Raw genomic sequence first — 26,127 nt, 5'->3', positions numbered from 1 at the left:
ATAGCTTTGATCAGACAGATGGAGCAAGCTAGGCGTTTTGCCTAGCTTTTCTTTTTGGTATCGGTTGAATTCATTATTTTTGTATCGTATAATAAAGTTATCCATCACAATAGGAGTCATTTTATAAGCATGAAAAAAGAAATTGAAGAATTATTAAAAAGTGGGCGTACTGCCTATAGTATTGCAAAAGAATCTGGTGTTGATGTGACTGCGATTCAAAAATTTATGAATGGTCAGCGAAAAATAGGGAATATGACTTTAGATACAGCAGAAAAGTTGATAAAAGTCATCAAAAATTCTGAGCAAGATACTTGACATTATAAGACGTATGTCTTATAATGTAATTATAAATCATTTAAAAGGAGTCATAAGATATTATGAATAAAGTTAGTAAAACGTTGATGACAACAGTTGCGACTGTTGCTGTGGTGGGCGCTGGTCAAGTGGTACAGGCAGAAGATGTACAACCAAAAGAGGTTAAAAGTACGGAGTCTGTTCAAACGAAACCAGTTGTAACAAAAGAAGAAGTAGCTCAATCTCAAACAGCTGTAGACACCGCAAATGCAGCGGTCAAAGCACAAGAACAAGCAACTAATCAAGCACAAAAAGATGTGATGGCTGCTGAAAATACGGTCAAAACAGAAACAACAAATGTTGCTCAAACTGAAAAAGTAGTTCAAGAAGCGACTCCAGAAAATGTGGCTAAAGCAGAAACTTCTGTTAAGGAAACGACTAATCAGGTAAGTCAAGCTGAAACTGCTGTATCTGCTAGTCAAACAGCCCAACAAACAGCTCAAAGTGAAGTGACTAAACAAACAGAAACGGTCGCAAAAGTACAAGAGCCTGTTGTTAAAAAACAAGCAGAAGTTAAACAAGCAGAAAAGAAAGTGGCTGAAAAACAAGCCATTTTAGATGGTACAGGTACTAAGGAAATTCTTGCCAAAGCTGAACAAACGCAAGCAAAAGTAAACGCTGATAAAGAAGTAGTTGCTAAGGCTCAGACAGATTTAGCTAAAGCAAAACAAGATGACCAGAAACGTACTTCCGATTTAGCTGAAGCAGAAAAAGTAGTAACTCAATCTCAAAAGGTGGTAACTACTTTCAAAGCTGATTTAGATCAAAAGGTAGCTATGGTTAATAAAACAGCTCAAGCTTTAGAAAAGGCAACAGCTGATTTGACAAAAGCTAATCAAGATGTTGAAGCTATCAACCAAATCAAACTGACTCAAGAGTATATTGTAGCATTAAGAGAATATGCTCAAAAAATCGCCACAGCTTCCCCAGCAGAAGAAAAGGCTATGACGGATAAATTAGTGGCTTTAGGGAAAGATTTGGCGAAACAAAATCGTTTTAAAGCCAATAAAAATGATAGTGAAGAGAAATTAGATTTGAACAATCTTTCAGAAGCAACACGAGAAGAGTTATCTCTCTTTGCAGCGGATTTGTTGAATCAAATCCATTCAGCTTTTGGTACATCAAAGGTTGAAGTGACAAAAGATGCAGCTAAAATTATTAACGACCATGTTTCAACTTCTAAAACAAATGGCGTGAAAGGTCATGACACTGAACATCTTAATAAGATTTTAGCACAATACAATATTATCTCTTCAGAAACAGATGAAAATATTGGCTTAATGGGCGGTAGTGGTATTTATAGTGCGAAACAGTTTGTAACAAAAGCAGAATTAAAGCGTTTGGTATATAATACTATTTTGAACTTGATGTTCAATGCTTTTGATGATGTAGAAGATAATGTAAATAATGAGTTCTTACATGCCTCAAGTATGGCAGGGTTGTTTGCCCAAGAAGCTAAAACTTCTTATCTTGGGGTAGGGACTTCTTACAAAGATAATTTCTGGCAGGTTGTTAATTTCTTGTTTGTTCATAACACAGCTTTAAAGGGTAGTAGCTTTAATAAGACAGCATTAGCTAATCCATTTGATAGTCAAGAGTTATTGAAGACTCAAAAAGCAGCTCAAGGTACTTATAATGCTGCAAAACAAGATGATGATCGTGCGCAAGCAGATAAGTTGAAAGCTGAAGCTGATCATAAGAAAGTAACTGCTCATTTAACAGAAGCAACGGCACAACGTGACGCTATTAAAGCTATAAAACTGAAAACTCCTGCAGCTCAAACTCAATTGGATCAAGTCCAGGCAACTTTAAAAGCGGATGAAGCTGAAAATAAAGCAGCCCAAGAAGCCGTTGCTCAATTGAATGCGGACGTGAAAGCTAAACAAGCAGCTTTAGCCCAAGCAAAAGCTGAATTGTCTCAACAACAGTCAGAACTTAATGTGCTTAAGACTAGCCTTTCTGCTGAACAAAACAAATTAGCTACTAAGAAAGCTGATTTGGCTAAAGCACAAGCATTGGTCAGCCAACGTAACAATGAGTTAGTACAAGCTAAAGCACGTTTGACAGCAGCTCAAGAAAAAGTTCGTCAATTGAAAGATGCACCTGCACGTTTAGCACAAGCAAAACAAAGCTTATTGACAGCTAAACAAACTTTAGCAGAAAAGAAAGTCCTGCTTGAGAAAGAAGAAGCAAAATTGCAAGTGTTAAAAGCAACTCAAACAGAAGTAGTTGCTCAACACACTAAGCTTGTAAAAACATATCAGGCTCAATTGGAAGCAGAACGCTTGGCAAAATTAGCAGCACAAAAAGCAGCGATTGAACAAGCAGGCGGACAAGCAATTCCAGTTGTAGATGAAACAGGTAAAATTACAAGTTATGTGGACGGAAAGAAACAAACTGTTACACCAACACTCACTCCAACTAATCATAAACGAGTAACGGTCAACTATAATACTGTTTCTGCTAAACAGTTGCCTTCTACAGGGGAAGTTACCTCTTGGTTAGGAATTATCGGAGGAGCTGTTCTCTCAGTTCTTAGTTTTGCAGGTCATAAAAGAAAAGAGGTAGAATAACATGCAAGAGTTTATTGCTTATGGGCGAGTATCAAGCATTCCAAATGGTGCTTATGGTAAAACAGCTAAAGGTACTTCATTTTTTAAATTTGATTTTGTCTGTCATTCTAGTCAATTGGATAAAGATGGTAAACCGATTCCAAGTTTCTTTCATGTTCAAGTTTATGGGAAACAGGCTGATGTAATGTATGATAGTCTTTCAGTAGGTTCTCCAATTTTACTGAAAGGAGAAATTGTTCAAACTACTTACAAAGACGATCAAGGACAAAATCGAACTTACCAATACATTGCTCCATCGCTTCAAAATGGAATTACCTTCTTGGAAAGTAAAGAAGCAGCTATGCAACGTAAACAGGTTCAAGCTGGCAAAGCTTCTCATATTCCAGATAATCCAATTCCAATGGACGTAGATAGCCCATTCTAATCATTTCCAAACTAAAAAAGTTTTTAACACACAGGAATAAATTCTTGTGTGTTATTTTTGTATAAATGAGGTGCTGAGATAGGCATTCTAAGGCTTTGTTTATAATTTTTATGAAGAATGATTCACGAAAAATGCTTAAAATGGAATGTCAAATTACATATAAAGCTATTTAGTATTATATGTAATTTTTGATTTGTCCCATTAACACAAAAAATTTTTTTATTTTTTAAAATAGAAAGAAAATAGTAGAAAGGAAACGGAATGATGATGAAAGCTGAAGTCAATTCTGATGAATTACTAGCCGATTCTATTCAAATAGATAATTATTTGAAACAGAAGAAGAAATATTGTAGTGCCATTTTTCTTCAGGATATGAAGAAAGAATTTTCTAGCTACTTACGGCGATATAATCAAGCATCTCCTAGTTTACAATTTAGAATTTTTCTCTTTACAGCCGTTTATGGTCAAAAAATTAAGAGAGCATTAGATGAAAGTGAGGAGGTAAGTTATATTGAGTGTGCTTGAAATGATAGTCTATACTCTCATTCAGCTGGCAAAAGTGAATCTAGTGAATTTTCTTTTGTTCATGAGTGTAGGAATCTATGTCTTTTATAAAGGTTTTCGCCTAGTTATCCCTTTTTGGGGTCGAGGGCTTCAAAGAATAAAGAATGTATTTGAACATCGAGAGGAGATAAAAAATCGCTTCAAAAAATGGAAAAAAGAACAGGAGAAGATTTGGAAAGGTCAGAAGAAAATCTCCTGGAAGCAAGTTCAGAATGCTTTAAAAAAGAATTTATGGGGGACTATCAAGCAGAGTGTTTTATATTTGTTGTCATTTATTTTTCTAGTTGCTGGTAATCTGATTTTCCGTTTGTTTTATCATTTACCTTTTGTAAAGCAAGAGCGGAAACGATTTAACAAAGAAATGAAACCCATTCTGTATTTCAAGAATTATCGTAGCATGATTCTCATGGGATTGGGTTTTAGCTTGATTGCCCTTGTCTTGACAAATTACTTTGTGACGGTTATTCGAGCGGGACTACACTATTTATATTTACTCATTTCAAGCAGAAGTTTGGAAGCGAGCTTTGATATGAATAGTTTGTTAGTGAGAAATCTGTTCAATATTCGGGTTTATACGCTTGCTCCTATCTTAGCAATTCCTTTATTTCTGATTGGCGAATTACTTGCTTGGAAGTCTGCCTGGATCAACTTCGAGCAATACCGGGACTATAATGGGAATGAAAAAGGAGATGATCGCTTTGCGACTGAAAAAGAAGTTTATAAACAGTATAAGAAGATCCCGAATAAACAAAAGACATATCCAGGGAACGGTGGTTTTCCAGTTTTACATGAAACAAGAAATAATCTGGCCGGGTGGACATTGCGAACACAAATGATATACCAAAATAGACGGTTTAGTCGTTATCTGACGAATGCAGAAAAGATTTTAGGACTGCTTTCCATTCCTTCAGGCGACTATTATATTGAAGATGATACCATTAGTACTCTAGGTAATGGGATGACTCGTTCCGGTAAAGGGGAGGGAGTGATTGCACCAACCATTGACATCAATAGTCGAGCGGAAATCCAGCCATCAATGATTATTGGGGATCCTAAAGGAGAACACTATCGGTCTTCTTATAAAACGATGCGTAAACGAGGCTATGCGGTTGAAGTTTTAAATTATCAAGAAATGGACTTTTCCATGAGCTTTAATCCTTTAGCATTAGCTGTAGAAGCCGCTAAAAAAGGCTATTATGAAATGGCTCAAACTCGTGTGAATGCGACCGCTCAAATGATTTATCCTAAAACAAAGGGTGGAGAGAAAGGCAATGCAGAATATTTCCGAAAATCCTCTGTGTCGCTCTTTAACGCTTTGACAATGGCGTTAATGGATCGGGCTCATGAAACAGCTCAAAATGGAGAAGCAGATGCCTGGGACACAATCACTATTCCAAATGTCGCAAAATTCCTGAATGAATTAGGTTCTGAAGAAGTTTTTGTCAATTCTCAAAATGAAATTGTAGAAAATCCAGAACAAGGGGATTTAGTTACCAAAAAGTCTAAGATTACAGTTTATTTTGATAATCTTAGAATGGTTAATCGAAAACAATTCTCTAAATTCAGAGCAATGGCAGACAATGAATTTCGAGCCTCTGCTTTTGGTGGAGATGAAACAAGAGGAAATATTTACTCTAGCATGATTACGGGATTGAATCTCTTCTTGCAAGATAATGTGGCAAAGATGACTTCCAAAAATTCCATTGATATGGCTTCAGTTGGTTTTCCACGTCGTTTATCCATCAAATTCCGTTCTAGTACAAGTGAGAGCTTAGAAAATACATTTGCCTATCAAACTGCTAAAGTGACGATTCTAAGTACCAAAAAATGGGGATTGAAGACGCAAGAAATTGTTCATGTCAAAGAACAAACAGCTTTGGTAGATGGTCACGGATATTTGAATTTTGTGATTGAGCCAAAACTGCCAGACGAATTTCAAATCATTATCGACTTTGATTATGAAAATAATACAAATGATTGGATCAGAAATCAACGCTTTACTCTTTCAACTGAAAAAGTTTATCAAAAACGTGGCAATATTATTCAACTGGATCGCTATAGCAAGAAGAAAGTTCTAGATCATGTAGCGATTATCTCCATTGATAAGCCAGATGGCACTTTGTTAGAAAAAGAAGATATTGAACTCATTTATTCGGATCAGCCAAAGGTGATTTATCTCGTCACGCCTCCTCATCTATCAGAATACAATGCACTAGTTTCTATGTTCTTAGATCAACTCTTTAACGTCAATTATGAGTTGGCTCTTTCAAATGGCGGAAAATGTGTCAATCGGATTTTGCATGTCCTAGACGAGTTTACTAACCTTCCAGCCATTCCTGCAATGGCAACTAAAATCTCCATTGGTTTGGGTCAAAATATTTTGTATTATATGTGGATTCAAAACTTAGAACAGTTAGTTGATGTTTACGGAAAAGAAGTGGCAGAAACGATTAAGAATAACTGTGCTATTCACATGTATATTAAAACGAGCTCTAGTGATACCAACAAAGCCTTTAGCCAAGATTTGGGAACACGAACGATTACGATTCGCAGTAAGTCTGCCAATATCATTGATGAGGCTAATCCAAATGTTTCCTATCGAACTGAGAACCAGCCTCTTCTCACCCCTACGCAACTGGCTAAGTTGCAAGAAGGAGAAGTTGTTATTTTCCGGTATATCAAGAATCGGGATAAGACTGGTTATAAAACAACTGCAGATCCTATTTTTGCACATGATAAAACCGCCTTCCCTTATCGTTATATGTTCCTTCAGGAAGAATTTGACCGTAGCTTGAAACTAGCTGATATTCCAGTTGATTGTCCTCATCGAGGGTTAGATCTGCAAGAAATTGCCGTAGATGCTTCAACAGCTTTAGATAATCTAATTGATTGGCGAGAACGCTTGAACAGCCGAATTGGTGCTGGTGGAACCAGTCCAAAACTATCTACTCGCTATAGAAAGAAACCGACTATCACTCAAAAAGTCTATTCAACTGAAGAAGAACTCTATCATGCTTTAGCTCAAGAAACGATTTTTGGAGATGAAGACTACAACAATGATTATTCAGATTTATTTGTGGATGATGTTTCTTAGCGTCCTTCCTATCCTATATAGAAAACTATATAGGATAATACATAAAAAGCTATTTAACTATTGAAATAACCCAATCGTTCTGATATAATGAACATGTATAGGAATTATAGAGGGAGAAAAACACATGAAGAAGAAATCGTTGTTTAGCCTGCTTACTTTAGTCGTCATGCTAGTGGCATTAGCTGCTTGTGGATCTAAAGTAAATAAAAATGGTGTACCAAATATTCTGAAGGATAAATATACTGGGTATTCTAAAGTGTATGGATATGATAGTTCTATTTTTTCAGAAGGTGGTAGCGAATTAGCCTTTGATAAAAAGGATAATAAGATTACTAACTTAAATACTAATGAAAGTAAATATTTCAAAGTTTTTCCTAAAGATAAATTAAATTCAAAAGCGAAAGGTGTTTTGGTAAAACATGAAGCAGAATTAAAAGGAAAAGATTATTTTGTTATTGCAGTAGACAATGATAAAAAGACAATTACAGACAGCATATTGTATGGTGTAGTATTATCTGATGGAGGAAATACAATTCGGATTTTTGAGTTTGAAACAGGTAATTCTGATGCTTATTATGATTTCACAGGTAAAACTAATAAATAAGGGAAAGTCTCAATTGAGGCTTTTTCTTTTGCTCTTTTTCTGAAATGTCCCATTAACACAGAAAAAATCATTATCTTTTAAAGTAAAGATACTTTTAAAGAAAGAAGGTATCTTTATTGAATTATCAGACTTTTTCAGATTTAATGAGAGAAGTTCATGAATTAAATGGTGACATTGTAGGTGATAAATCTCAAAAGCTAGCTCAGTTTTATTCCTATTGGTATAATTATTTAGAGCCCACTCCAGCTTTTCTCTCTTATATAGCTGCTATTCCAGGAGGAATTGGAAAAGCCTTATACCAAATAACCGCTAGCTTAGAACATGTTTTTAACAATATGTTTAAGCTCTTTGGTCTTTTTGGTTATTTAGGCGATCAGAAAACTATTATCGGACAATTCTTTTATTGGTTTCAAATTGTAGGAGTCACGATTTTCACATTGCTTTTAGTGGCAAGTGCTATCACAGGTGTCTTTACGAAGCCGACAAAGTACAAAAATGTGATTGTTAATTTTCTGTTGGTGACTTTTGTCACCTCGGTTATGCCTTTATCCCTTACAACGATTGCGACTGCTCTAGCGCAAGATGCTCAAACGATTCAAACGATTTCAGGAGACAAAGGGACAGAATATTCCTCTCTTGCCATTCAGCCTATGAAAAATAATGTGGTAGATTTAAAAGTTTTAGTTGATCATGATTTTAATACGGAATTATTTCCAATGGATGATTATGGTTATATTAAACCTGTCAAATCAGGCTCTACCGCATTAAATAAGATTACAGATAGTAAGGATAAGCGAGATACACCAGACTTTGCGACAAAAATTGATTTTACAGATCATTATGGAGTTGATAATGAAAAACAACTTGATAACTGGGAAGATAAGAAGAAAGGGATTAAGGGGTTATTTCTTCATAAATTGAACGCAAATAAGGATAATGTAGAGACTGTCACGACACATAGAATCGTTAGTGGATTGAACGCTTTTGGAGCAGTATATCTTCGCTATAAAGTCAACTGGATTGGCATGTTTATGCAGTATATTATTTTGATTATTTTGCTGATGAGTATGTCTATCAAGTTTGTCAAATCGGTCTTTGATATTATCATGGAAGCTGTTATTTCCCCAATTCAAGGCTATACTTCCCTTTCTTCTAACAAGAAGTACAAGGAACTCCTACGAACGATAGGAGGGGCATTTGCTGGTATTATCTTTGAAGTAGTTATTATGCGAATGACCTTAGAAATTTGTCGAGATTTACCAACCTTATCCGTGACCGCTATCACAAAACTTTCCGGTGGATTCTACGACGGATTGAACATGTGGGAACAATGTCTGGCCGCAAGTATCGTTTATATTGGTGTCTTCTTGGCAGCTATGCAGGGAGTAACCATGATTGAACGTTGGTTAGGTGTCTCAACAGGACATAGCGAGACAGCTCAACAATTGCTTGGTGCAATGATGATGGGAAATGCCTTTGCGACAGGTGCCGGTGCGATTGGTAAAGGTGGTTTTGCATTAGCACAAGGCGCTGGAAATATGGCAATGAAAGCACCTGGAGCAGTTAAGAATGCAAGTAAACATGTTGGGAATAGTCTTGCTACAACAGGTGGAGGTATTCAAGGTATCTTTAATGCAGTCAAAGACCAAGGAATAGGAAATACCGTAAAAGGTGGGATCAGTAATGCGGTTGATTTAGCCGAAGTGATGGGGCAAAAAGCAGTGGATTATGCTGGAGGTGTCATGGATAACCTGGATGATAAAGCCCAAACAGGATTATATTCAACTTACAATGCTTTGAAGAATGACGATATTCCGGATCAAGCTCGTTTTAGATCTGGTGATAATAATGAACCCGAATATACCTTGAATCCTTCAGGCATGTATGGCGGAGAACCACTTTTTGAGGATCCTTCTATGGCAGATGGTGGAGTCAGTGACCCAACCATATCAAATATCCAACAAGAGTCTCAGAAAGAAGATTTCAAGGGAATCAGTGAGCCAAGTAGTCCTAATCCTACTTTGAGCGATAAAAACGCTCTAACCAATTCAACTAATTCAGTTGCTTCCCAAGCACCAAAAACACCATCTTCTAAGCCAAATTCACCTTCTTCAGCCAGAAATAACTTGAATCAGTCCCTCTATCAGATGAATCGAATGCAGCAACAAGCTCAACAAGCCGGTCAATATATGCAAGGACAGAGTCATATAAAAGGGGCTGAAATAGAGGATGAGGAAGATAGGTGATGACATGAAGCTTTCTGATAAAAAGATTGTGATTACAGGTAGTTTAAGACCGATGACAAGAGAAGAAGTTATTCTTTTCTTAAAGGATCAAGGAGCTACGGTACAAGGGTTTATATCAGCTCAAACCGATATTCTAATCGTAGGTCATAAACAATTGGATCTCTTTCAAGTAGATAAGCGTTCCAAAAAGTATGAGGCTGCTCTTTCTCGAATCGCAGAAGGACAAGCTATTACGCTTTTATCTGAAGAAGAATTCTTTCAGATCGTTAAGAAGTCTCAATCATGAGGCTTCTTTTTTGTACTGAAATGCTTAATAAATTAAATAACTTATTATCTAATTTATTAAGTGATAGGATAAACTGATTCTGAAATGTCCCATTAAAAACAAAAAAATCATTATCCTTTATACTGCTCTTATCATGATGGAATAGTTAGAAAGGAAAAAGAACTATGAATGAAAAATATGGTGTCCCCAGAGACATTAAAGCTCGAATGAAAATGATTGGTTTGTTTATGGCAGACATTAGTTTTGTTGGCTTATCAGGAATCATTGCTTTACGATATGCGACCAAAATTTTTCCTACTGAACAATGGTTTCAAATGATTCTATTTATTGTATTAAGTATGCTGCTGTCTTTGTATCTTGTGTTTCCAGCTAATGGCGGCAAGAAAAATTGGAATACACTCTATCTATTCTTCCGCCGGCGGAGAAGACGATATATTAGTTTAGATTACCAAAAAAGAACAGGAGAAAGATAATGGCGATTCAACGACAAGCAGCGTCTATTCAAGAAAAGCAACCGTTAGGAGGGGCGCATAGAAGTAAAAAAGAATACAAACAAGAATATTTTGATATTCATTCTTGTATTGATTTGATAGATGTTAAAGCGATTATGAAGAATCCGCAGGAGTACATTAAACTAGTGGACTTTGGTTATCTTCAATTTATGGAAATACCTGGAAAAGACTTAGGTTCTTTAAGTTATGTTGAAGTAAATCGAACCATCCAAAATTTTGAAAAGTGGCTATCTGAGTTTAATACAGATATTCAATTTGAAGTAACGACTCTTCCTACCAATACTGATGCACAACGGATGCACCAACGTCATTGGCTCAGTAAGGTAAGGCAAGAAAAGAGTCGGTTAACTCCGAATTCTAAGCGCTACTTACAATTAGAAGATCGAGAAAAACTACTACAGGAACAAATTCAGGTAGAAGAAAGTATTCAAAAAGAAATCTATAACACAGAGTTTATTTTGTGGCTATTTGCTCCAACAACTAGTGAATTAGATGAGTTAGTTCGTAAAGCTAAAAGCTACGGAAATAATGATTTTGTGCCTCAGGAGATTACTCACCTGAAAAAGGTTCAAATTATTACACAATATAACAATATGAATGAAAAATTGTAAGGAGGATTTTCATGCCAAAGATTTCAAAACGGAAACAACGAAAGTTACAAGCTGAGGGCTATGACTTGGAATTTATCAGTCAAGTGCAACCTCAAGGAAATATTGACTTCAAAAAGCATGACCGCTATTGGGTCAGTGGAGATGGTTGTCATACTGTCCTTCATTATTACGAATATCCTTCAGAGGATTTAGATCAATTTTGGTTGACAGATTTAATGCAAATTTCTGGAACTCGTTCTTTTCTTTCTCTTTATCGAGAAAACAATACAGAGCTTAAAAAAGATATAACGGATTCGATTGAAGAAAAGTCAACTCGAATCACGGGGAATAGCAAACTAACAGATAACCAGCAAGAGTTGGATGAAATTCACGATTTACAACAACTGAATCGTGAGATTACTAAGAAAAATATAGCAATGTTAGGAATGTATGTTCGTGTCTTTTCTTCAGCTACTACAAAGGAGGAACTCTTTAAAAAGGTAGAGGAAATTAAAGATAAGACCTCTAATTATAAATCAACTATCCTTTCAGGGGAATTAGATTTTGAATATCATTCTCCCTTTATTCCTGCTAAATATCAAGTTGACTTGCCAAATAATCGAAAAGGAAGATCCGTTAGAGCCCACGATTTAGCTGGTGGTTACTTCTTCAACCATACCAAGTTAGAAGACCAAAGAGGTTTTTATCTAGGCTGGACTCCTACGAAAGGTGCTGTCAACTTTAACTTTCTTGAGAGAAATGAAAAGCGGACTCGTTCCTTTATGATTCTGTCCGGAAATCCTAAAATGGGGCAAAAATCCTTTTTATTGAAGCACACAGACGGCTTGTATGCAAAAGGTAATTATATTCGGAATTTTGATGCGAATGGAACGTTTACAGAATTAACTCAAAAACAATATGGCTTAATTCTAGATTTATCAGGTGAAGTCAATCGTATTAACATTTTTCAGATTTTCCCAACTGCTACCAATACAGAGGGAACAGAAGTGGATGAACAACAATCCTATAAACTGCATATTGAAAAGTTGAAAAATATCCTGAAGTTATTGAACGATCAAGTCACAGGAGATGATCTCATTACTTTCGGAAAAATTTTGAATGAGTTTTACATCGCAGAGAACTTATGGTTTGTAAACCCGGCTCTACATGAAGATGAATTAAGAGCTACTCAGTTAGACAATGAAGATTATCCGATTTTATCTGATTTTCTGCTCTATTTGGATGATTACAAACGCCGATTAACCCAAAAGAGACAAAAAGATGAAGAAGAACTGAAATCCGTCAAACGAATTTATAATACGTTTGATGAGATGTTGACATCTAACGCTTCTATGTTTGAAGGTATAACAGAATTTCAAGATATTTCAACCGAACAAGTCGTAACTTTTGATTTATCAGGATTGAAAAATATGCCGAACTTATTAAATGCTCAAATCTTTTCCGTTTTGTCTCTTGTCTCGGCAGATATTGTCAATAATGGAAAACGTTGCAAGCGGCTCTTAAAAGAAAATCCTAAGTTATCTGAAATGGATTTAGAACACTATATCGTTAATATTAGCGAGGCACAAACTCTCATCAATCCACGCTATGAAACAAGTGTTGAATTGTTAGCAGATGTCATTGATTCGATGGGAGAAAACTTTGCAGGAGTTGTTCTTTCCGTAAATTCATTACAAGGTATTCTTTTTGAAGCTGGTTCTGGAAATCATAAAGATCCGTATGTGATTGCTGTAAAACGCATTTTTGAGCTGATGCAATACCGTGTCTTTGCACAAACAGATGAAACTAGCGTTCCATTGCTTGCCAATGCGTTAACGAGCTCTATGAATCAATCGGAATTAGAAACATTACCTCGCCTTAGTAAAGGGCAATTGTTTATGAATATTGCAGGAGTTGGAAACCTGGTATTCAATCAACAGTTGCTTCAGTCAGAAGTTCAACGCTATGGTGGAATTCAATAACAAAAGAGGAAATGAAATGGATATTGTAGATATTTATATGGAATGTGGAGACTTTCATAAAGCAGTTGAACGTTCTGGTCTTCCTATTCACGTGGCTCATCTAAAACTATTACAAAGTGGTTGTCTAAAAATCCAAGATAAGATTCAATATGGTTCACGAACCGCTAAGCTTGGTGGCATGGCTGAAGAATTATTTCAGAAGTATGTTCCAGATGCAGTAGATGCCAATAAGTATTTCAAGAAAAATAATCCGGTCTATGACTTTTGGTTTGATGGATTAACAATTGATGTGAAATACAGTTCGTTGCACAAAAACAAAAATGGAAACTCAACATATTGGCAGTTTCGGACTAAAGGGGAGCAAGATTTTATTGTGGCTTTTTTAGAAAAAGAATGTGGTTTAGAATTACAAGACCCGATTATCTTATTAGTCCCCATGCAATTTTTAGATGAACAAAAAGAGCTTCATATCTCACAATCAGGTCTCTGGTTGAAAGAATTTCAAATTGAGCCTGAGGAACTGTATAGTCTTTTAAAGGAATATGCAAATTTGAGAAAAGAAGAATTATTTTAAAAAATAAATAGATAGAAGGGATAAACGAAGATGTCTAAAAATATACAAGAGGAAAAAACAGAAAAATTGGGTTTCTTTGCTCGTAGAAAAAGAGCGGTTGATCACTATGTTACTATTCGGAAAGAAAGGTCAAAGGAAGTGAGAGATTATTTTGCTTCCGAAGGAGAGTCTGATCCCGAACGATTAGCAGCCCAACGAGAACGAGACAAAGTCTTTTTACAAGGGTTAAAGAAGATTGGAATCGGAGTCATTCTTTTTCTTGTTTTTTACGCTATTTTAAGAACAATCTTAGGGCTTTGGTAGAAACGAGGTGAGGAATTGAAAAAGTGGTTCAATTTTAAAATTGTTCTTTTTCTTGGCTCTATCATTACATCTATTGTGGTCTTTATGATGATGTTGACGAGTATTTTGGGAGCTATATCCAGTAAGCAGGATGACTGTTCTACTACTGAAACAACCATTACTTCCAGTCCAACTAGTTCAGGAAATGCCTCTATTGATTCTTTTGTAAAGGAACATGAGAATGCTTATATAGAATCATGGAGAGTTGGGGGCTTCTTACCTTCGGCTTCCATTGCTCAAACAATGGCTGAAACTTCTTTTTCTATGAATGTGCCTTCTTTCGCTTCAGCGCACAATATGGGCGGTGTCAAATGGACTTCAGCGGCAACTTATCCCAAGACGATTGAATTATTTGGCTCTAATGCTGTTTCAAGTAGTGGTTCAGGAACGACTGTTGGAGATAATACTGGTGGTGGTTATACTTGGTTTAAAGATTTTGATGTTGGAATTGTTGGAAAAGCAGAGTTCATGAGTCGTCAAAGCCTTTACAAGGCAGCTATCAATAACATCGATGGCGTTGGAACATTAAATGCAATTGCAGATGGTGGCTGGGCGACTGATCCAAATTATAAGACAACTCTTAATCAAATTTATCAGAATTTAGGAAGTAAATACAAATGGTTAGATGAAAAAGCCATTTCAAAATACGGACAAAAACCTGTAAACTTAACTGAATCCTCTACCAATACAGCTAATTCGCCATCAACCTCTATTTTTTCCGCTGAAGAAGAAAATCCCTGTGAAGATTCTTCAGACAGTGGAAGTGTAGCTGATGGAACGGGAACAGTCCCAGCTGATGCAACCGCTTGGGGTTATCAGCCGGACAATCTCCCAGCTAGTTTAAAACCTTATATTATTGATCCTAAACGCCTTGGAATGAACTACGGAGGAACACAAGGTTGGAATTTAACAGGCAGTGGCCCATCATTAGATGGTCAATGTGTAAATTTAACGATCAGTATGGCAAATATCATGTACGGACATTCTGGAAATGTTTTAGGAAATGGGGTTGATCAAGCAGGTGCTTGGTCAAGGATATTTGGAAATTCAGTCAAGAAAAAACCAAAAAAAGGGGCAATCTTTTCTAATTCCTCTATTCCCCAATACGGGCATACAGGAATTGTCTGCCATGTATTCCAAGATGGATCTGTCTTGATTTGTGAGCAGAATACCCCAATAAGCGGTTGGGATTCTTATCATAAGGCTTATACCTGGAATTATCGAATTGTCCGTCCAGAAACACAAAAGGCAGAACAATGGACGTTTGCATATCCGGATAACAAAGCTCCAAAATTGACTAAATAATTTGTAAAAGAAAGAAGAAGTTTATGTTAGAAAAATCAAAAGAACATTGGGTTTGGGTGATATTAGTTTTATTACTTCTTTTCTTTGCAGGGCTACGAATTGTACAAGTCTCTCATTCTTCACGAGAAGAATCGAAAACAACACAATCTAGCTCTTCCTCTAAGACGAAGAATTCTTCGACATTAGAGGAGGAAACACCCGATCAACGAAATTATCGTAAAGCAAAGTTAAAGCTAGAGCATCCTTATACAGAAGCTTCTCAGGAAGCAAAACAATCAGTGATTGAATCTGTTAATGCTGCCGTAGATGCGATTATCAAAGCTAAGAGTTTATCAGAAGTGAAGGCAACCTATGAGAATCATTTAGCTATGAGTCAAGGTGGAATGATTCAAACTTTTGCGATGGCTATATTAGTAAATCGGTATCAATATCAGTCTTCTCAGTTAGAGGTCATGAAATCGGATAATGATGATGTTGTTCAAGTCATTATTCCTTTAGTTAAAGACGGAGAAGAGAAATGTTACTTTATCGCAAATTTTAATACAACTGTTAAGCAGATACAATTAACATCTTATATCGGTGGACGTATTGGAGGAACTTATGGGTAAAATAGTTTATAAAGATAAATGATAAGAAGTTTAAGTAAATACATAAAAAGTTATTTAATTTTTTATGTATTTTTTCTTGACAAAGTAGTTGAATGTGATATAATAAATATAAAGTTATTTAACAAAACACTTAATAACGAAAATAAGTTATTAAATAACAAAATGTGTATAAAGATATATAGGAGAAGAAAAATGACAAAGATTTATACAACAAATATAAAAAAGGGTGGAGTTGGAAAAACAACTATAACATTTAATGGCGCATTTTATTTGGCTGTCAAGAAAAACAAACGAGTTTTACTCATAGATTTAGATGATTCTTGCAATTTGACAAAGCGTTTTATTGACTATTACGAAGAACCAATTCCAGAAATTTCTACTGTAAAAGCTTTATTCTCAGATGTTGTTCCAGTTCCTCTTCGATTAACTGATCATTTATCTATTATTGCAGGATACGATCATCTTAATGAATTGACAAAAGAAGTAGAAGCAGGAAAAGGAAGAGGCTATCTACTATCCTGGTATTACAGCCAATTAGATTTTATTGAAGCAAATTATGATTATATTTTGATTGATACGCATAATGATTTCAGTATTTTTACCAATAATGCGATTGCTGTGTCAGATGTAGTATTAGCTATTGCGGACATAGATGAAGATGCTATTGAAAAATTAAAACTAGAAGAACGACAAATCACTCAATTAACAAAAGACTTTATCAATCCTATGACGAATCAAAGCTTTGTCAATACAAGATTGATTAAAGTTGGAAATAAGGTAGTCAAAAATACAAGTGATTCTCAGGCGTTCAAGCGAGCTTTTGAAGCAATGATGAAAAGAGATAATCAATTTCTAGGTTATTTTGAAGGGCGGAGTTTATTTGGTAAGACCAAAACAACTAGACAACCCTTGACTTCATTAGAAGAATCTCATCAAACGCCGTCTTATCGCCAATTTTTCAAAAATACTTGGGAGTTGTTTGATAAAATTTATACTCTCCCAATTGAATAATACATTATTTGTGATATAATAAGATAAATAATAAAATAAATAAGAAATTACATAAGGAGTTTTAAATGGCGAAGAAAGAGAATCAAGCTGATTTTATGAAAATGTTTAATGAGGAGCCTCAAACAGCTCCCGTTCAACCCTTACCTAAGAAACAACTTTCTCCAGTAGGATATGAAAAAAAGAAGCAGGTCACCTTTGCTATGACCCCTTCTATAAGGAGTAAGTTAGATGACATTGTTGACTACTATTCGTATAAGTCTGCTTCTGCTTATTTAGAAGAAATGATTGATAAGGAGTGGCAGCGTATTCAATCGTAAAAAGGAGAAAAACGCATGTTTATATTTAGTTTTAAGCGTTTGTGGTATTTGATATTTGCGGCAATTGCCATTGCAGGACTTCAAATATTTTATAATCATTTTGGATTTTCAATGCTTGTGTTACTAATTGTAGGTTTGCTTGCTTTAAAATTTTTTCCAGCTGCAGTTATTCCTATTATAGTTGTCTCTCTATTCGTTTATTTGAATAATGGTTTTTCATTTGTTGCAGACATTATTCAATTTATTTTTATCGGGCTTCCGGTTTCCATTGTGATGGCAGGACTTTTATTTCCGTTTGTAGAATCTTGCCAAAGTAAAATTCGTAGATATAAAAAGAAATACAAACAAGAATATAAGTGAAAAGTAAAATTTAATTGTAAAAAGTTGTTCATTTGAGCAGCTTTTTTTTGTCAGAAAAAAAATAAATTTGAAGAGCTATAAGAAAAAAATTACAATTTTCATAAATCATTTTCATGAGGGAGAAGGTTTGTGAAAGTAATAGATGAACGTAAGTTGAAAGAAAAATTTATAGTAGGAACTGAGAAAGACTTTTATCGGAACATTAAAAAATATGATGAATCAATGATTCCTGTAATGAAAGCAAGAGGTTATACTTGTATTCGTTCAGCTGAAAGGACTGTTGCGTTTACATTTGGTGAGTTCTGCTTCAGTAGGAGGAAATGGAAACGTGGATCAGAGTGGTACTCACCGGTTGATGTATGGCTAGGGTTAGATAAAAACAGTCGTTATTCTAAAGAACTGATTTATCAAATTGCAGAATTATCTACAATGATGTCTTATGACCATGTTGTTAAAGTTGTTCAAATGATGTATCATGTTAAGATTACAAAACCAACAGTCATTAAGACAGTAAAGTTTGCGGATCAATTGAGAAACCAGTACGAAGAATACCAATATTACCAGGAAGAAGTGAAAAAGAAAGATAAAATTAAAGCTGATATTATTTTTGTGGAAGGAGACGGGGTATTCTTACGAGTTTTAGACGAAGAGAACAAAGCTAGTTATAGAGACTTTGCTCATTTTGTGATTCATACAGGTAGTAAAAAAATTGAAAAGAATCGCTGGAAATTGGAAAATAAAAAGAGTATTATGTCAATCAGTAATCGACATGCTAGAGAGATGGTCTTGGATTATCTTTATCAAAATTTTGAAATTACCGAAAATACAATTCTAATTACAAATTCTGATGGTGGTCACGGTTATACACCTTATGTATTTAAAGAATTTGCCAAAGTATTAGGAATAAAACGTCATGAACACTTTTGGGATGAGTTCCATGTTTATAAAGAAATTGACCAAACGTATAAAGGTTATCCGGAAGATTTAAAGAATAAACTATATCAATCTATTCAAACGCATGATAAAAAATTGTTACGAACAGTATTGGATACAACAGAGTCGTTATTGACTTCCGCCGAAGAAGAAAATTTTTCAAAATTCTCTAAAAAGTTCTTAAGAAATTTTCAATATACAAAACCGCTTGAATTGAGGGGCTTTCGGTATTTACCAATAGGCATTATGGAATCTCAGCATAGAAAGATTACTTATCGGATGAAAAAGAGAGGAATGATATGGAGTCAAACAGGAGCAGAATCGATGACTAATATGATCCTATTATCAAAATCCGGTCAATTAAGAGAATTATTCTTTGGTGAGTGGCGAAAAGAGTATCAGGAATATAAAGCAGCAGAAGAGTTGACTGCTGCAACAATCAAGGTTCGACAGAATCATATCAAAAAGGATTATCAATTTTACAGCTTGAAAAAAAGATGGTAAGAAGATTTAACACATATTAAAAAAATCTAGTATTACTAGGTCTTTTTGAGTGTGCAATTTTTTTAAAAATCGCTCAAAATACTTGTCTTGTGTGTTAAAGTATGTTAAAATTAACTTAATTTAAACGAATAAAAAAAGGTCGTACGTGCGTCCAACACATACGACCACCGAGTTTAGCAATCCACACTTGCTTACTCAGTATATATGACTATGATAAAGGATAATTAAATCATTGTCAAGGGCTGAGCAAGTAATTGTTCAGTCTTTTTTTGAAAAATTTGCTAAAAATCAACTCTCCTTTAACTTAAATATTGTTTTTTCTACAAAAGTTTACCACATTCAAATTATTAAAAACTCTTGCAATCTTTTTTTTCTTATGTTATAATCATTAATGGTTTGAAAAAACTGCCTAAGACAGTAGGGGAGCTCGACTCATAAAAATCCTACCGAGGACAAAACGGATTATGTAAAAGAAACGTATTGTACTTTCGTGTCTAGGTTTGGGCGCGTTTTTCTTTTGGAAAATCCCCAAGCAAAATAATTACGGAGGTGAAACACTAAATGAGTGAAGCAAGTATTGCAAAAAAAGCGGAACTAGTTGATGTAGTTGCTGAAAAAATGAAAGCAGCTGCAAGTATCGTTGTTGTTGATGCTCGTGGTCTTACAGTTGAACAAGACACAGTTCTTCGTCGTAATCTGCGTGGAAGCGAAGTTGAGTATAAAGTTATCAAAAACTCAATCTTACGTCGTGCAGCTGAAAAAGCTGGACTTGAAGGCCTTGCTGATGCTTTTGTTGGACCGTCTGCTGTTGCATTTTCAAATGAAGATGTTGTAGCACCAGCAAAAATCATCAATGATTTTACTAAAGAAGCTGATGCACTTGAAATTAAAGGTGGAGCTATTGAAGGTGCTGTTGCATCTAAAGAAGAAATTGTTGCTCTTGCAACTCTTCCAAACCGCGAAGGACTTCTATCTATGCTACTATCTGTACTTCAAGCGCCAGTTCGCAACGTTGCTCTCGCAGTCAAAGCTGTTGCAGACAACAAAGAAGAAGCGGCTTAATGTTAAGTTGCGCGTAGCCTATGCTACAAACTAATAATAAAATAACGAAAATATATTTGGAGGAAATAACAATGGCATTGAACATTGAAAATATTATTGCTGAAATTAAAGAAGCTTCAATCCTTGAATTGAACGATCTTGTAAAAGCTATCGAAGAAGAATTTGGTGTAACTGCAGCTGCTCCTGTAGCTGTAGCTGCTGCTGGTGCTGGTGAAGCTGCTGCTGCAAAAGATTCATTTGACGTGGAATTGACTGCAGCAGGCGACAAGAAAGTTGGCGTTATCAAAGCTGTTCGTGAAATCACAGGTCTTGGTCTTAAAGAAGCTAAAGAACTTGTTGATGGAGCACCAACTGTTGTTAAAGAAGGTGTTGCAACTGCAGAAGCTGAAGAAATCAAAACTAAATTGGAAGAAGCTGGAGCTTCAGTTACTCTTAAATAAGAAGCACATAGCAATTTGAGAGCGGAATCCCGATTTACCAGTCTTTTAGAGCTCATAGCGATTTGAAGAAACTGATAAATTGATTCGGTTTCCTGCCAAAAATCCTGCCAAAAAAATCTTTGGCAGGATTTTTGTTTTATATAGGTTTATTACCTATTTTGGTCAAAGGAGTTCATTTATAAACTTTGGGCGAGAACATTTTAATAAGTGTTCTCGCTTTTTTTTATTTTCAGGAGGAAACGATGCAAAAGAAAGAACAATCATCACGATAAATTGTGATGTGTCATCTCATACTTGTTATGGGAATTAATGTTGATGAAGCAAATCAGCTAGTTGCTGAAATGGAACAGGCAGGTCTGATCCAATTTGAACAATCAGGAAATTTAGGTGTTTTAATGTTGGAGGGATAATTATGAAACGCATTACTGCAAATCAATATCAAACGTCCGAGCGTTATTATAAGCTCCCTAAACTCTTATTTGAGAGTGAGCGCTATAAGGATATGAAGTTGGAAGTTAAGGTGGCCTACGCTGTCTTAAAAGACCGATTGGAATTGTCTCTGAGTAAGGGATGGATTGATGAGGATGGAGCTATTTATCTCATTTATTCCAACTCAAAATTGATGGCACTTCTTGGTTGTTCCAAGTCTAAATTGCTGACGATTAAAAAGACATTGAGAGAATTTGGACTCATTGATGAAGTCCAACAGTCTTCCAGTGAAAAAGGGCGTTTGGCTAATAAGATTTATTTAGGGGAGTTGGAACATGACACCACCCCAGTCTTACATTCAGACGGGGGTAGTGTTCAAAAAACACTAGGGGGGTCTCCAAATCAGCCAGGGCCGGTTTTAAATTCAGCCCCTAGTGAGACTGAAAGAAGTGAGACTGAATATAGTGAAACTGAAAAGAGTGATTTCCTTTTTGAGGACGAGGAGGAGAGACAAGTTGTAGTTGAAAAACAAGAAGATACCTTTTCTCCCAAAGTTGACTCAGTGACCAAGTACGATCGAGATTATATTTGGGGCTTGGTTCATGACCAGTTGAGCCAAGTCAGAGACCATGAAGAAGCTCCGAACCAAGAAAACGTTGATGGAATCACAAAAAATTGGCGAGCAACAAAAGATGGCACGAACTGGTGTTTATTTGGAAAAGGTTAGTCAGGTTCTTGAAAGCAATATTGATGAAGCTGATGAGCTGCTTAAAACTATGACACAGACTGGAGACAAGCTCTTTGACACCCTCTTTTTGATTGGGGTCTTTGCGGATACTGAGGATCAGCTGAACCAATCCTTAGACATTGTCAAACAAGTGGCCGGCTCTAATGGTCTCATCATTGACAATTTGGCCTATATGCAGGAAGCTGCCTTTAATAGTCTGTTACCTTTTGGAAAGAATTATTTAGAAGGGGTGTCACGCTCGCTATTAACGTCAAACATTGCCGTCAACTCACCTTGGACTTCTGTTGATATTCAGGACAAGGGCGGGAAATTTTACGGGATTAACCAGATTTCAAGTAACATCATTACCATTGACCGTGGGAAACTCAATACCCCATCAGGTCTTATTTTAGGTACATCAGGATCAGGGAAAGGCATGGCCACAAAACATGAAATTATCTCGACTAAATTAAAGGAAGCGGATAATGATACCGAAATCATCATCGTCGATCCTGAAAATGAATACAGTATCATTGGTCAAGCTTTTGGTGGGGAAAGCATTGATATTGCGCCTGACTCCACCACCTTCTTGAATGTCCTAGACTTGTCAGATGAGAATATGGATGAAGACCCTGTTAAGGTCAAGTCAGAATTTCTCCTGTCTTGGATTGGGAAATTGTTGGACCGCAAAATAGATGGTCGTGAGAAGTCTCTGATTGACCGTGTGACACGCTTGACCTATAAGCATTTTCAAGAACCGTCTTTGGTGGAATGGGTCTTTGTCCTCTCCAAGCAACCTGAAAAAGAAGCGAAGGACTTGGCTCTTGATATGGAACTTTATGTGGAAGGTTCTCTAGATATTTTCTCACACCGCACCAACATCAAAACCGATAGCCATTTCCTCATTTACAATGTCAAAAAGCTAGGCGATGAACTCAAACAAATTGCCCTCATGGTGATTTTTGACCAGATTTGGAATCGAGTGGTGAAGAATCAAAAAGTAGGGAAGAAGACATGGATTTACTTTGATGAAATGCAGCTATTGTTGCTGGATAAGTACGCTTCTGATTTCTTCTTCAAACTCTGGAGTCGGGTTCGGAAGTACGGGGCAACGCCAACAGGGATTACGCAGAATGTGGAGACTCTGCTTCTTGATGCCAATGGCAGACGTATTATTGCAAATAGCGAATTCATGATTCTCCTAAAACAGGCTAAGAACGACCGAGAAGAATTGGTTCATCTATTAGGTTTATCCAAGGAGTTAGAGAAATACTTGGTTAATCCAGAAAAAGGAGCAGGTCTCATTAAAGCTGGCTCAACGGTTGTGCCTTTCAGAAATAAGATACCACACCAAACCAAGCTCTTTGACATCATGAGTACCGATCCAGAAAAGATGAGGATTGACAAATGATATCAGATAAGAAAAGCATTAAAACTGCACGAAAAACCTTTCAAAGCAGTTTAAAGTCTAGTCGAATTCATTACCGTAGGGAGAAGAAAGCCATACAAATAGCTCTCCCTAAAAAACGCTTTCTCACCAGGCGAGCTGAGAAAGCAGAAGCAAAAGAACAGAAGAAAACTCTTAAAGAAGCCTATCAAGATGAAAAAGCAGCTGCGACAGAAACTTTTAAGGAGTCTATCGCCTATGTATCTCCCAGATGGTTAAGGCAAAAGAAATCAGAAAGTACCGTCTTCCACAAGCAAGAAATCGTCTGAAGATTGCTCGAAAACACTTAGCAGAGGTCAAGCTAGAAGAAAAAGAGAAAACTGTCAATCCTAAGTTTACCTATCGCAAAGAGCCAAAAGAAACGAAAACTTCACGGATTCAGTTCCAAAAAGAGAAAAATTTTGACCGCCTTCAGGCAGAAAAAGAAGTCACTTCCGCCAAACGTGAGGTTCATCAGCTCAAAAAGGCTCATAAGGCCAAGAAAACCTCTACCAAAGTTAAACGAGGGTTGCGTTTTCTAGCGTCCGAATCGCTAGATGTAGTTGCTCAAGACGATGATTTAGATGGTCTTAGAACCCTAAAAGATACCAGTCTGAAAGGCAGACGCTATGCTAGATTTACCTATCAAGCTGGAAAAGTCGTCGTGAAAGGTGGGCAGACTGGACATCGTTTTGCCAAAAACAAGATTGCTCATGGCAAGGAACGGTATCAGAACTTTAAAAAGGGGAAGGGCTGGAAACGCCAAAAACCTTTAAAGCCAAGAAGACGTTACCAAACTTTTTTTAAACAGGCTAGGAAGCAAGGTGTTGCAGGCTTTTCAAAAATAATCCAAGCCATTAAAGGGAGCCTGACCTTCTTTTCAGCTCTTATCGCAAATCCCATGACTTGGGTGGTATCAGGTCTTTTGTTTTTCTTTCTTCTCATGATGAGTTTTGTCATGGGGATTTCAGGAACCAGTCTCATCCAACAAGATGAGATAGAGTTAACCAAGAGTTATACTCATCTGACCTGGGAGGATGCAGAACACACGAGAACCAATGACAAAGGCATTACCTACTACACTAAGATCGATGAGGTCATGGCCTTCATGAATCACAAGTATCAGAATTATGTCTTAGACGAAGTGATGGAAGAAGGTTCTCAAACCTATCAAGCTTATTTAAGTCAGCTTTGGCAGGACTTAAATGGTGGCTCATCTATTTAGTCCATGTCAGACTTAACTAAAAATCCTCTTTATAAACTCTCTGATGAAGAACGAGCAGACCTGAAGGAATTGAGCGAGGAAGGAACTTACCTTGCCCTTCAGGAATTGGAGAATCCCTTTCAAGGACAAACGGAAGATGATGCTCTAACTATGACCGTTCGCTATGGCTACGAGGTGATAGATGAGAAACCAATGTTTCATCATCACATCATTTTAGAGGCTAAAGAGAACCAAGTGATTGTGGCACCTATGGATGGGAAAGTCTCTCTTGATGGGGATAATCTTATCCTCACATCAGGCAAAGGACTAAACAAGGCTCAACTCACTCTTTATAATGTTCATACTGGTCGAGTGACGGCTGGTCAGCGAGTCCCAGCAGGAGAGGCTATTGGCCAAACTAAAGATGGTACGGGGCTAAAAGTCACCTATCAAAAGGTGGACGATGACACGAACAAGTTGGTTTATGTCAATCCAGCCTTTTACTTTCCTAAAGTGATTCAGCTTCAAACCACTATTATACCAGCCATTGGTCAGTTTGGCGGAGATGAGTTTGCGAGAGCGAAAGCGATCTATGAGTACCTGAAAAGTCAAGGAGCAACCAATCAAGCCATCGCAGCTATTTTAGGAAACTGGTCGGTAGAATCCTCTATCAATCCCAAACGAGCTGAAGGTGACTACCTATCTCTTCCAGTTGGGGCAAGAGAAAACTCTTGGGATGATGAGGGGTGGCTGTCTCTGGGTGGCCAAGCTATTTATAACGGTCGTTACCCTAATATCTTGAGACGTGGACTAGGATTGGGACAGTGGACAGACACCGCTGATGGGTCACGCCGTCACACACTTTTGTTAGAATATGCCAAACGAAAGAATCAGAAGTGGTATGACTTAGGCTTACAACTGGACTTCATGTTGCATGGCGATAGTCCTTATTACACCAACTGGTTAAAGGACTTCTTCAAACATTCAGGAAGTCCAGCAAACCTTGCTCAACTCTTTCTCATTTATTGGGAAGGAAATAGCGGAGATAAGCTCTTAGAGCGCCAAACCAGAGCAACCGAGTGGTATTACCAAATCGAAAAAGGGTTTAGTCAGCCAAATGGTGGGACTGCCCAAAGTGATCCAAAAGCTTTGGAAGCTGTTCGTGGTGACTTCTATGACAACTCTATCCCAGGTGGTGGTGATGGTATGGGCTATGCCTACGGTCAATGTACATGGGGAGTAGCTGCACGGATTAACCAATTAGGCTTAAAACTCAAAGGCAGAAATGGTGAGAAAATTCCGATTATCAATACCATGGGCAATGGTCAAGATTGGGTACGAACTGCGGCTAGTCTCGGTGGTGAAACAGGAATCATCCCTAAAGCAGGAGCGATTGTCTCCTTTGCGGGTGGACAGTACGGACATGTGGCATTTATTGAGAAAGTTTATCCAGATGGGTCATTTCTTATCTCAGAGACCAACTATAATGGCAATCCCAACTATACCTTCCGCGAGTTATCAGGAGTGGATAGTACTATCAGTTTTGCCTATACGATGAAATAATATAAAAGGATATGCTAACAAAGCAGAAAAACGTTAGCATATTATTTTGTAAATATTACGTTAAAAATTCTACCTTTCAGATACTAAGATAAA

22 protein-coding genes, 3 pseudogenes and 1 other annotated feature are annotated in these 26,127 nt (G+C 36.6%); all 25 genes and pseudogenes read left to right on the top strand.

Annotated elements, in window-relative coordinates; all coding sequences use genetic code 11:
- Positions 1-129: 129 nt before the first annotated feature.
- The gene (locus HMPREF2542_RS07020; RefSeq protein WP_025271730.1) at positions 130-315 is read left to right on the top strand and encodes a helix-turn-helix domain-containing protein; all 186 of its coding nucleotides are present in this window, start codon (positions 130-132) and stop codon (positions 313-315) included.
- 62 nt (positions 316-377) lie between these two features.
- Positions 378-2,927 carry an SEC10/PgrA surface exclusion domain-containing protein gene (locus HMPREF2542_RS07015; RefSeq protein ID WP_070484634.1) on the top strand — a complete coding sequence of 850 codons (2,550 nt, stop codon included), beginning with the start codon at positions 378-380 and terminating at the stop codon, positions 2,925-2,927.
- Position 2,928: 1 nt separating this feature from the next.
- The gene (locus HMPREF2542_RS07010; protein ID WP_070484632.1) at positions 2,929-3,351 is read left to right on the top strand and encodes a single-stranded DNA-binding protein; all 423 of its coding nucleotides are present in this window, start codon (positions 2,929-2,931) and stop codon (positions 3,349-3,351) included.
- Positions 3,352-3,612: 261 nt separating this feature from the next.
- Positions 3,613-3,876, top strand: coding sequence for a hypothetical protein (locus HMPREF2542_RS07005; RefSeq protein WP_083278807.1), 264 nt, complete (start codon positions 3,613-3,615; stop codon positions 3,874-3,876).
- Positions 3,860-7,009: a VirD4-like conjugal transfer protein, CD1115 family gene (locus HMPREF2542_RS07000; RefSeq protein WP_070484630.1), complete on the top strand. Its 3,150-nt coding sequence runs from the start codon at positions 3,860-3,862 to the stop codon at positions 7,007-7,009. Before HMPREF2542_RS07005 ends, HMPREF2542_RS07000 begins: the two co-directional genes overlap by 17 nt.
- Before the next feature lie 124 nt (positions 7,010-7,133).
- Complete coding sequence (locus HMPREF2542_RS06995) at positions 7,134-7,613, top strand: LptM family lipoprotein (RefSeq protein ID WP_070484627.1); 480 nt, start codon at positions 7,134-7,136, stop codon at positions 7,611-7,613.
- 116 nt (positions 7,614-7,729) lie between these two features.
- Positions 7,730-9,859 carry a pLS20_p028 family conjugation system transmembrane protein gene (locus tag HMPREF2542_RS06990; protein WP_070484625.1) on the top strand — a complete coding sequence of 710 codons (2,130 nt, stop codon included), beginning with the start codon at positions 7,730-7,732 and terminating at the stop codon, positions 9,857-9,859.
- Positions 9,860-9,863: 4 nt separating this feature from the next.
- Positions 9,864-10,145 carry a BRCT domain-containing protein gene (locus HMPREF2542_RS06985; protein WP_003077994.1) on the top strand — a complete coding sequence of 94 codons (282 nt, stop codon included), beginning with the start codon at positions 9,864-9,866 and terminating at the stop codon, positions 10,143-10,145.
- A gap of 164 nt (positions 10,146-10,309) precedes the next feature.
- Positions 10,310-10,618, top strand: coding sequence for a DUF5592 family protein (locus tag HMPREF2542_RS06980; protein ID WP_003078005.1), 309 nt, complete (start codon positions 10,310-10,312; stop codon positions 10,616-10,618).
- Positions 10,618-11,268, top strand: a complete 651-nt coding sequence (locus HMPREF2542_RS06975) for a hypothetical protein (protein WP_070484622.1) — start codon at positions 10,618-10,620, stop codon at positions 11,266-11,268. Before HMPREF2542_RS06980 ends, HMPREF2542_RS06975 begins: the two co-directional genes overlap by 1 nt.
- 11 nt (positions 11,269-11,279) lie before the next feature.
- Positions 11,280-13,229 (top strand): virulence factor, encoded by a 1,950-nt coding sequence (locus HMPREF2542_RS06970; RefSeq protein WP_070484619.1) that lies wholly within the window; start codon positions 11,280-11,282, stop codon positions 13,227-13,229.
- 16 nt (positions 13,230-13,245) lie between these two features.
- The gene (locus HMPREF2542_RS06965; protein ID WP_070484700.1) at positions 13,246-13,803 is read left to right on the top strand and encodes a hypothetical protein; all 558 of its coding nucleotides are present in this window, start codon (positions 13,246-13,248) and stop codon (positions 13,801-13,803) included.
- A gap of 30 nt (positions 13,804-13,833) precedes the next feature.
- Complete coding sequence (locus HMPREF2542_RS06960) at positions 13,834-14,106, top strand: hypothetical protein (protein ID WP_025271738.1); 273 nt, start codon at positions 13,834-13,836, stop codon at positions 14,104-14,106.
- Between the two features lie 15 nt (positions 14,107-14,121).
- Positions 14,122-15,450: a glucosaminidase domain-containing protein gene (locus HMPREF2542_RS06955; protein ID WP_070484616.1), complete on the top strand. Its 1,329-nt coding sequence runs from the start codon at positions 14,122-14,124 to the stop codon at positions 15,448-15,450.
- Between the two features lie 23 nt (positions 15,451-15,473).
- Positions 15,474-16,058 (top strand): hypothetical protein, encoded by a 585-nt coding sequence (locus tag HMPREF2542_RS06950; RefSeq protein WP_025271740.1) that lies wholly within the window; start codon positions 15,474-15,476, stop codon positions 16,056-16,058.
- 192 nt (positions 16,059-16,250) lie between these two features.
- Positions 16,251-17,069 carry a ParA family protein gene (locus HMPREF2542_RS06945; protein ID WP_025271741.1) on the top strand — a complete coding sequence of 273 codons (819 nt, stop codon included), beginning with the start codon at positions 16,251-16,253 and terminating at the stop codon, positions 17,067-17,069.
- Positions 17,070-17,134: 65 nt separating this feature from the next.
- On the top strand, positions 17,135-17,386 hold the full coding sequence (locus HMPREF2542_RS06940) for a hypothetical protein (RefSeq protein WP_025271742.1): 252 nt from the start codon (positions 17,135-17,137) through the stop codon (positions 17,384-17,386).
- A gap of 15 nt (positions 17,387-17,401) precedes the next feature.
- Positions 17,402-17,746: a hypothetical protein gene (locus tag HMPREF2542_RS06935; protein WP_025271743.1), complete on the top strand. Its 345-nt coding sequence runs from the start codon at positions 17,402-17,404 to the stop codon at positions 17,744-17,746.
- A gap of 129 nt (positions 17,747-17,875) precedes the next feature.
- Positions 17,876-19,183 (top strand): ISLre2 family transposase, encoded by a 1,308-nt coding sequence (locus tag HMPREF2542_RS06930; RefSeq protein ID WP_070484614.1) that lies wholly within the window; start codon positions 17,876-17,878, stop codon positions 19,181-19,183.
- A 390-nt stretch (positions 19,184-19,573) separates the two neighbouring features.
- Positions 19,574-19,708: a sequence feature (ribosomal protein L10 leader region), on the top strand.
- Between the two features lie 36 nt (positions 19,709-19,744).
- On the top strand, positions 19,745-20,245 hold the full coding sequence (gene rplJ / locus HMPREF2542_RS06925) for a 50S ribosomal protein L10 (protein ID WP_003029380.1): 501 nt from the start codon (positions 19,745-19,747) through the stop codon (positions 20,243-20,245).
- A gap of 71 nt (positions 20,246-20,316) precedes the next feature.
- The gene (gene rplL / locus HMPREF2542_RS06920; protein ID WP_003024225.1) at positions 20,317-20,685 is read left to right on the top strand and encodes a 50S ribosomal protein L7/L12; all 369 of its coding nucleotides are present in this window, start codon (positions 20,317-20,319) and stop codon (positions 20,683-20,685) included.
- A gap of 275 nt (positions 20,686-20,960) precedes the next feature.
- Entirely contained in the window at positions 20,961-21,095 is a 135-nt protein-coding gene (locus HMPREF2542_RS10170; protein WP_261674401.1) for a hypothetical protein, read from the top strand.
- A 2-nt stretch (positions 21,096-21,097) separates the two neighbouring features.
- Positions 21,098-21,733: pseudogene (locus tag HMPREF2542_RS06915) on the top strand (replication initiator protein A); the annotation flags it as partial.
- Positions 21,732-23,252, top strand: a pseudogene (locus tag HMPREF2542_RS06910) (VirB4-like conjugal transfer ATPase, CD1110 family); the annotation flags it as partial. The pseudogenes HMPREF2542_RS06915 and HMPREF2542_RS06910, both read left to right, overlap by 2 nt.
- Positions 23,249-26,034: pseudogene (locus HMPREF2542_RS06905) on the top strand (phage tail tip lysozyme). The pseudogenes HMPREF2542_RS06910 and HMPREF2542_RS06905, both read left to right, overlap by 4 nt.
- The last annotated feature ends 93 nt before the right edge of the window (positions 26,035-26,127 follow it).

The sequence above is a fragment of the Streptococcus sp. HMSC034B05 genome, from assembly GCF_001809055.1.
Lineage (GTDB): Bacteria > Bacillota > Bacilli > Lactobacillales > Streptococcaceae > Streptococcus > Streptococcus constellatus.
Note: the sequence above shows the minus strand (reverse complement) of the source record. Positions and strands in the feature narration are given on the sequence as shown.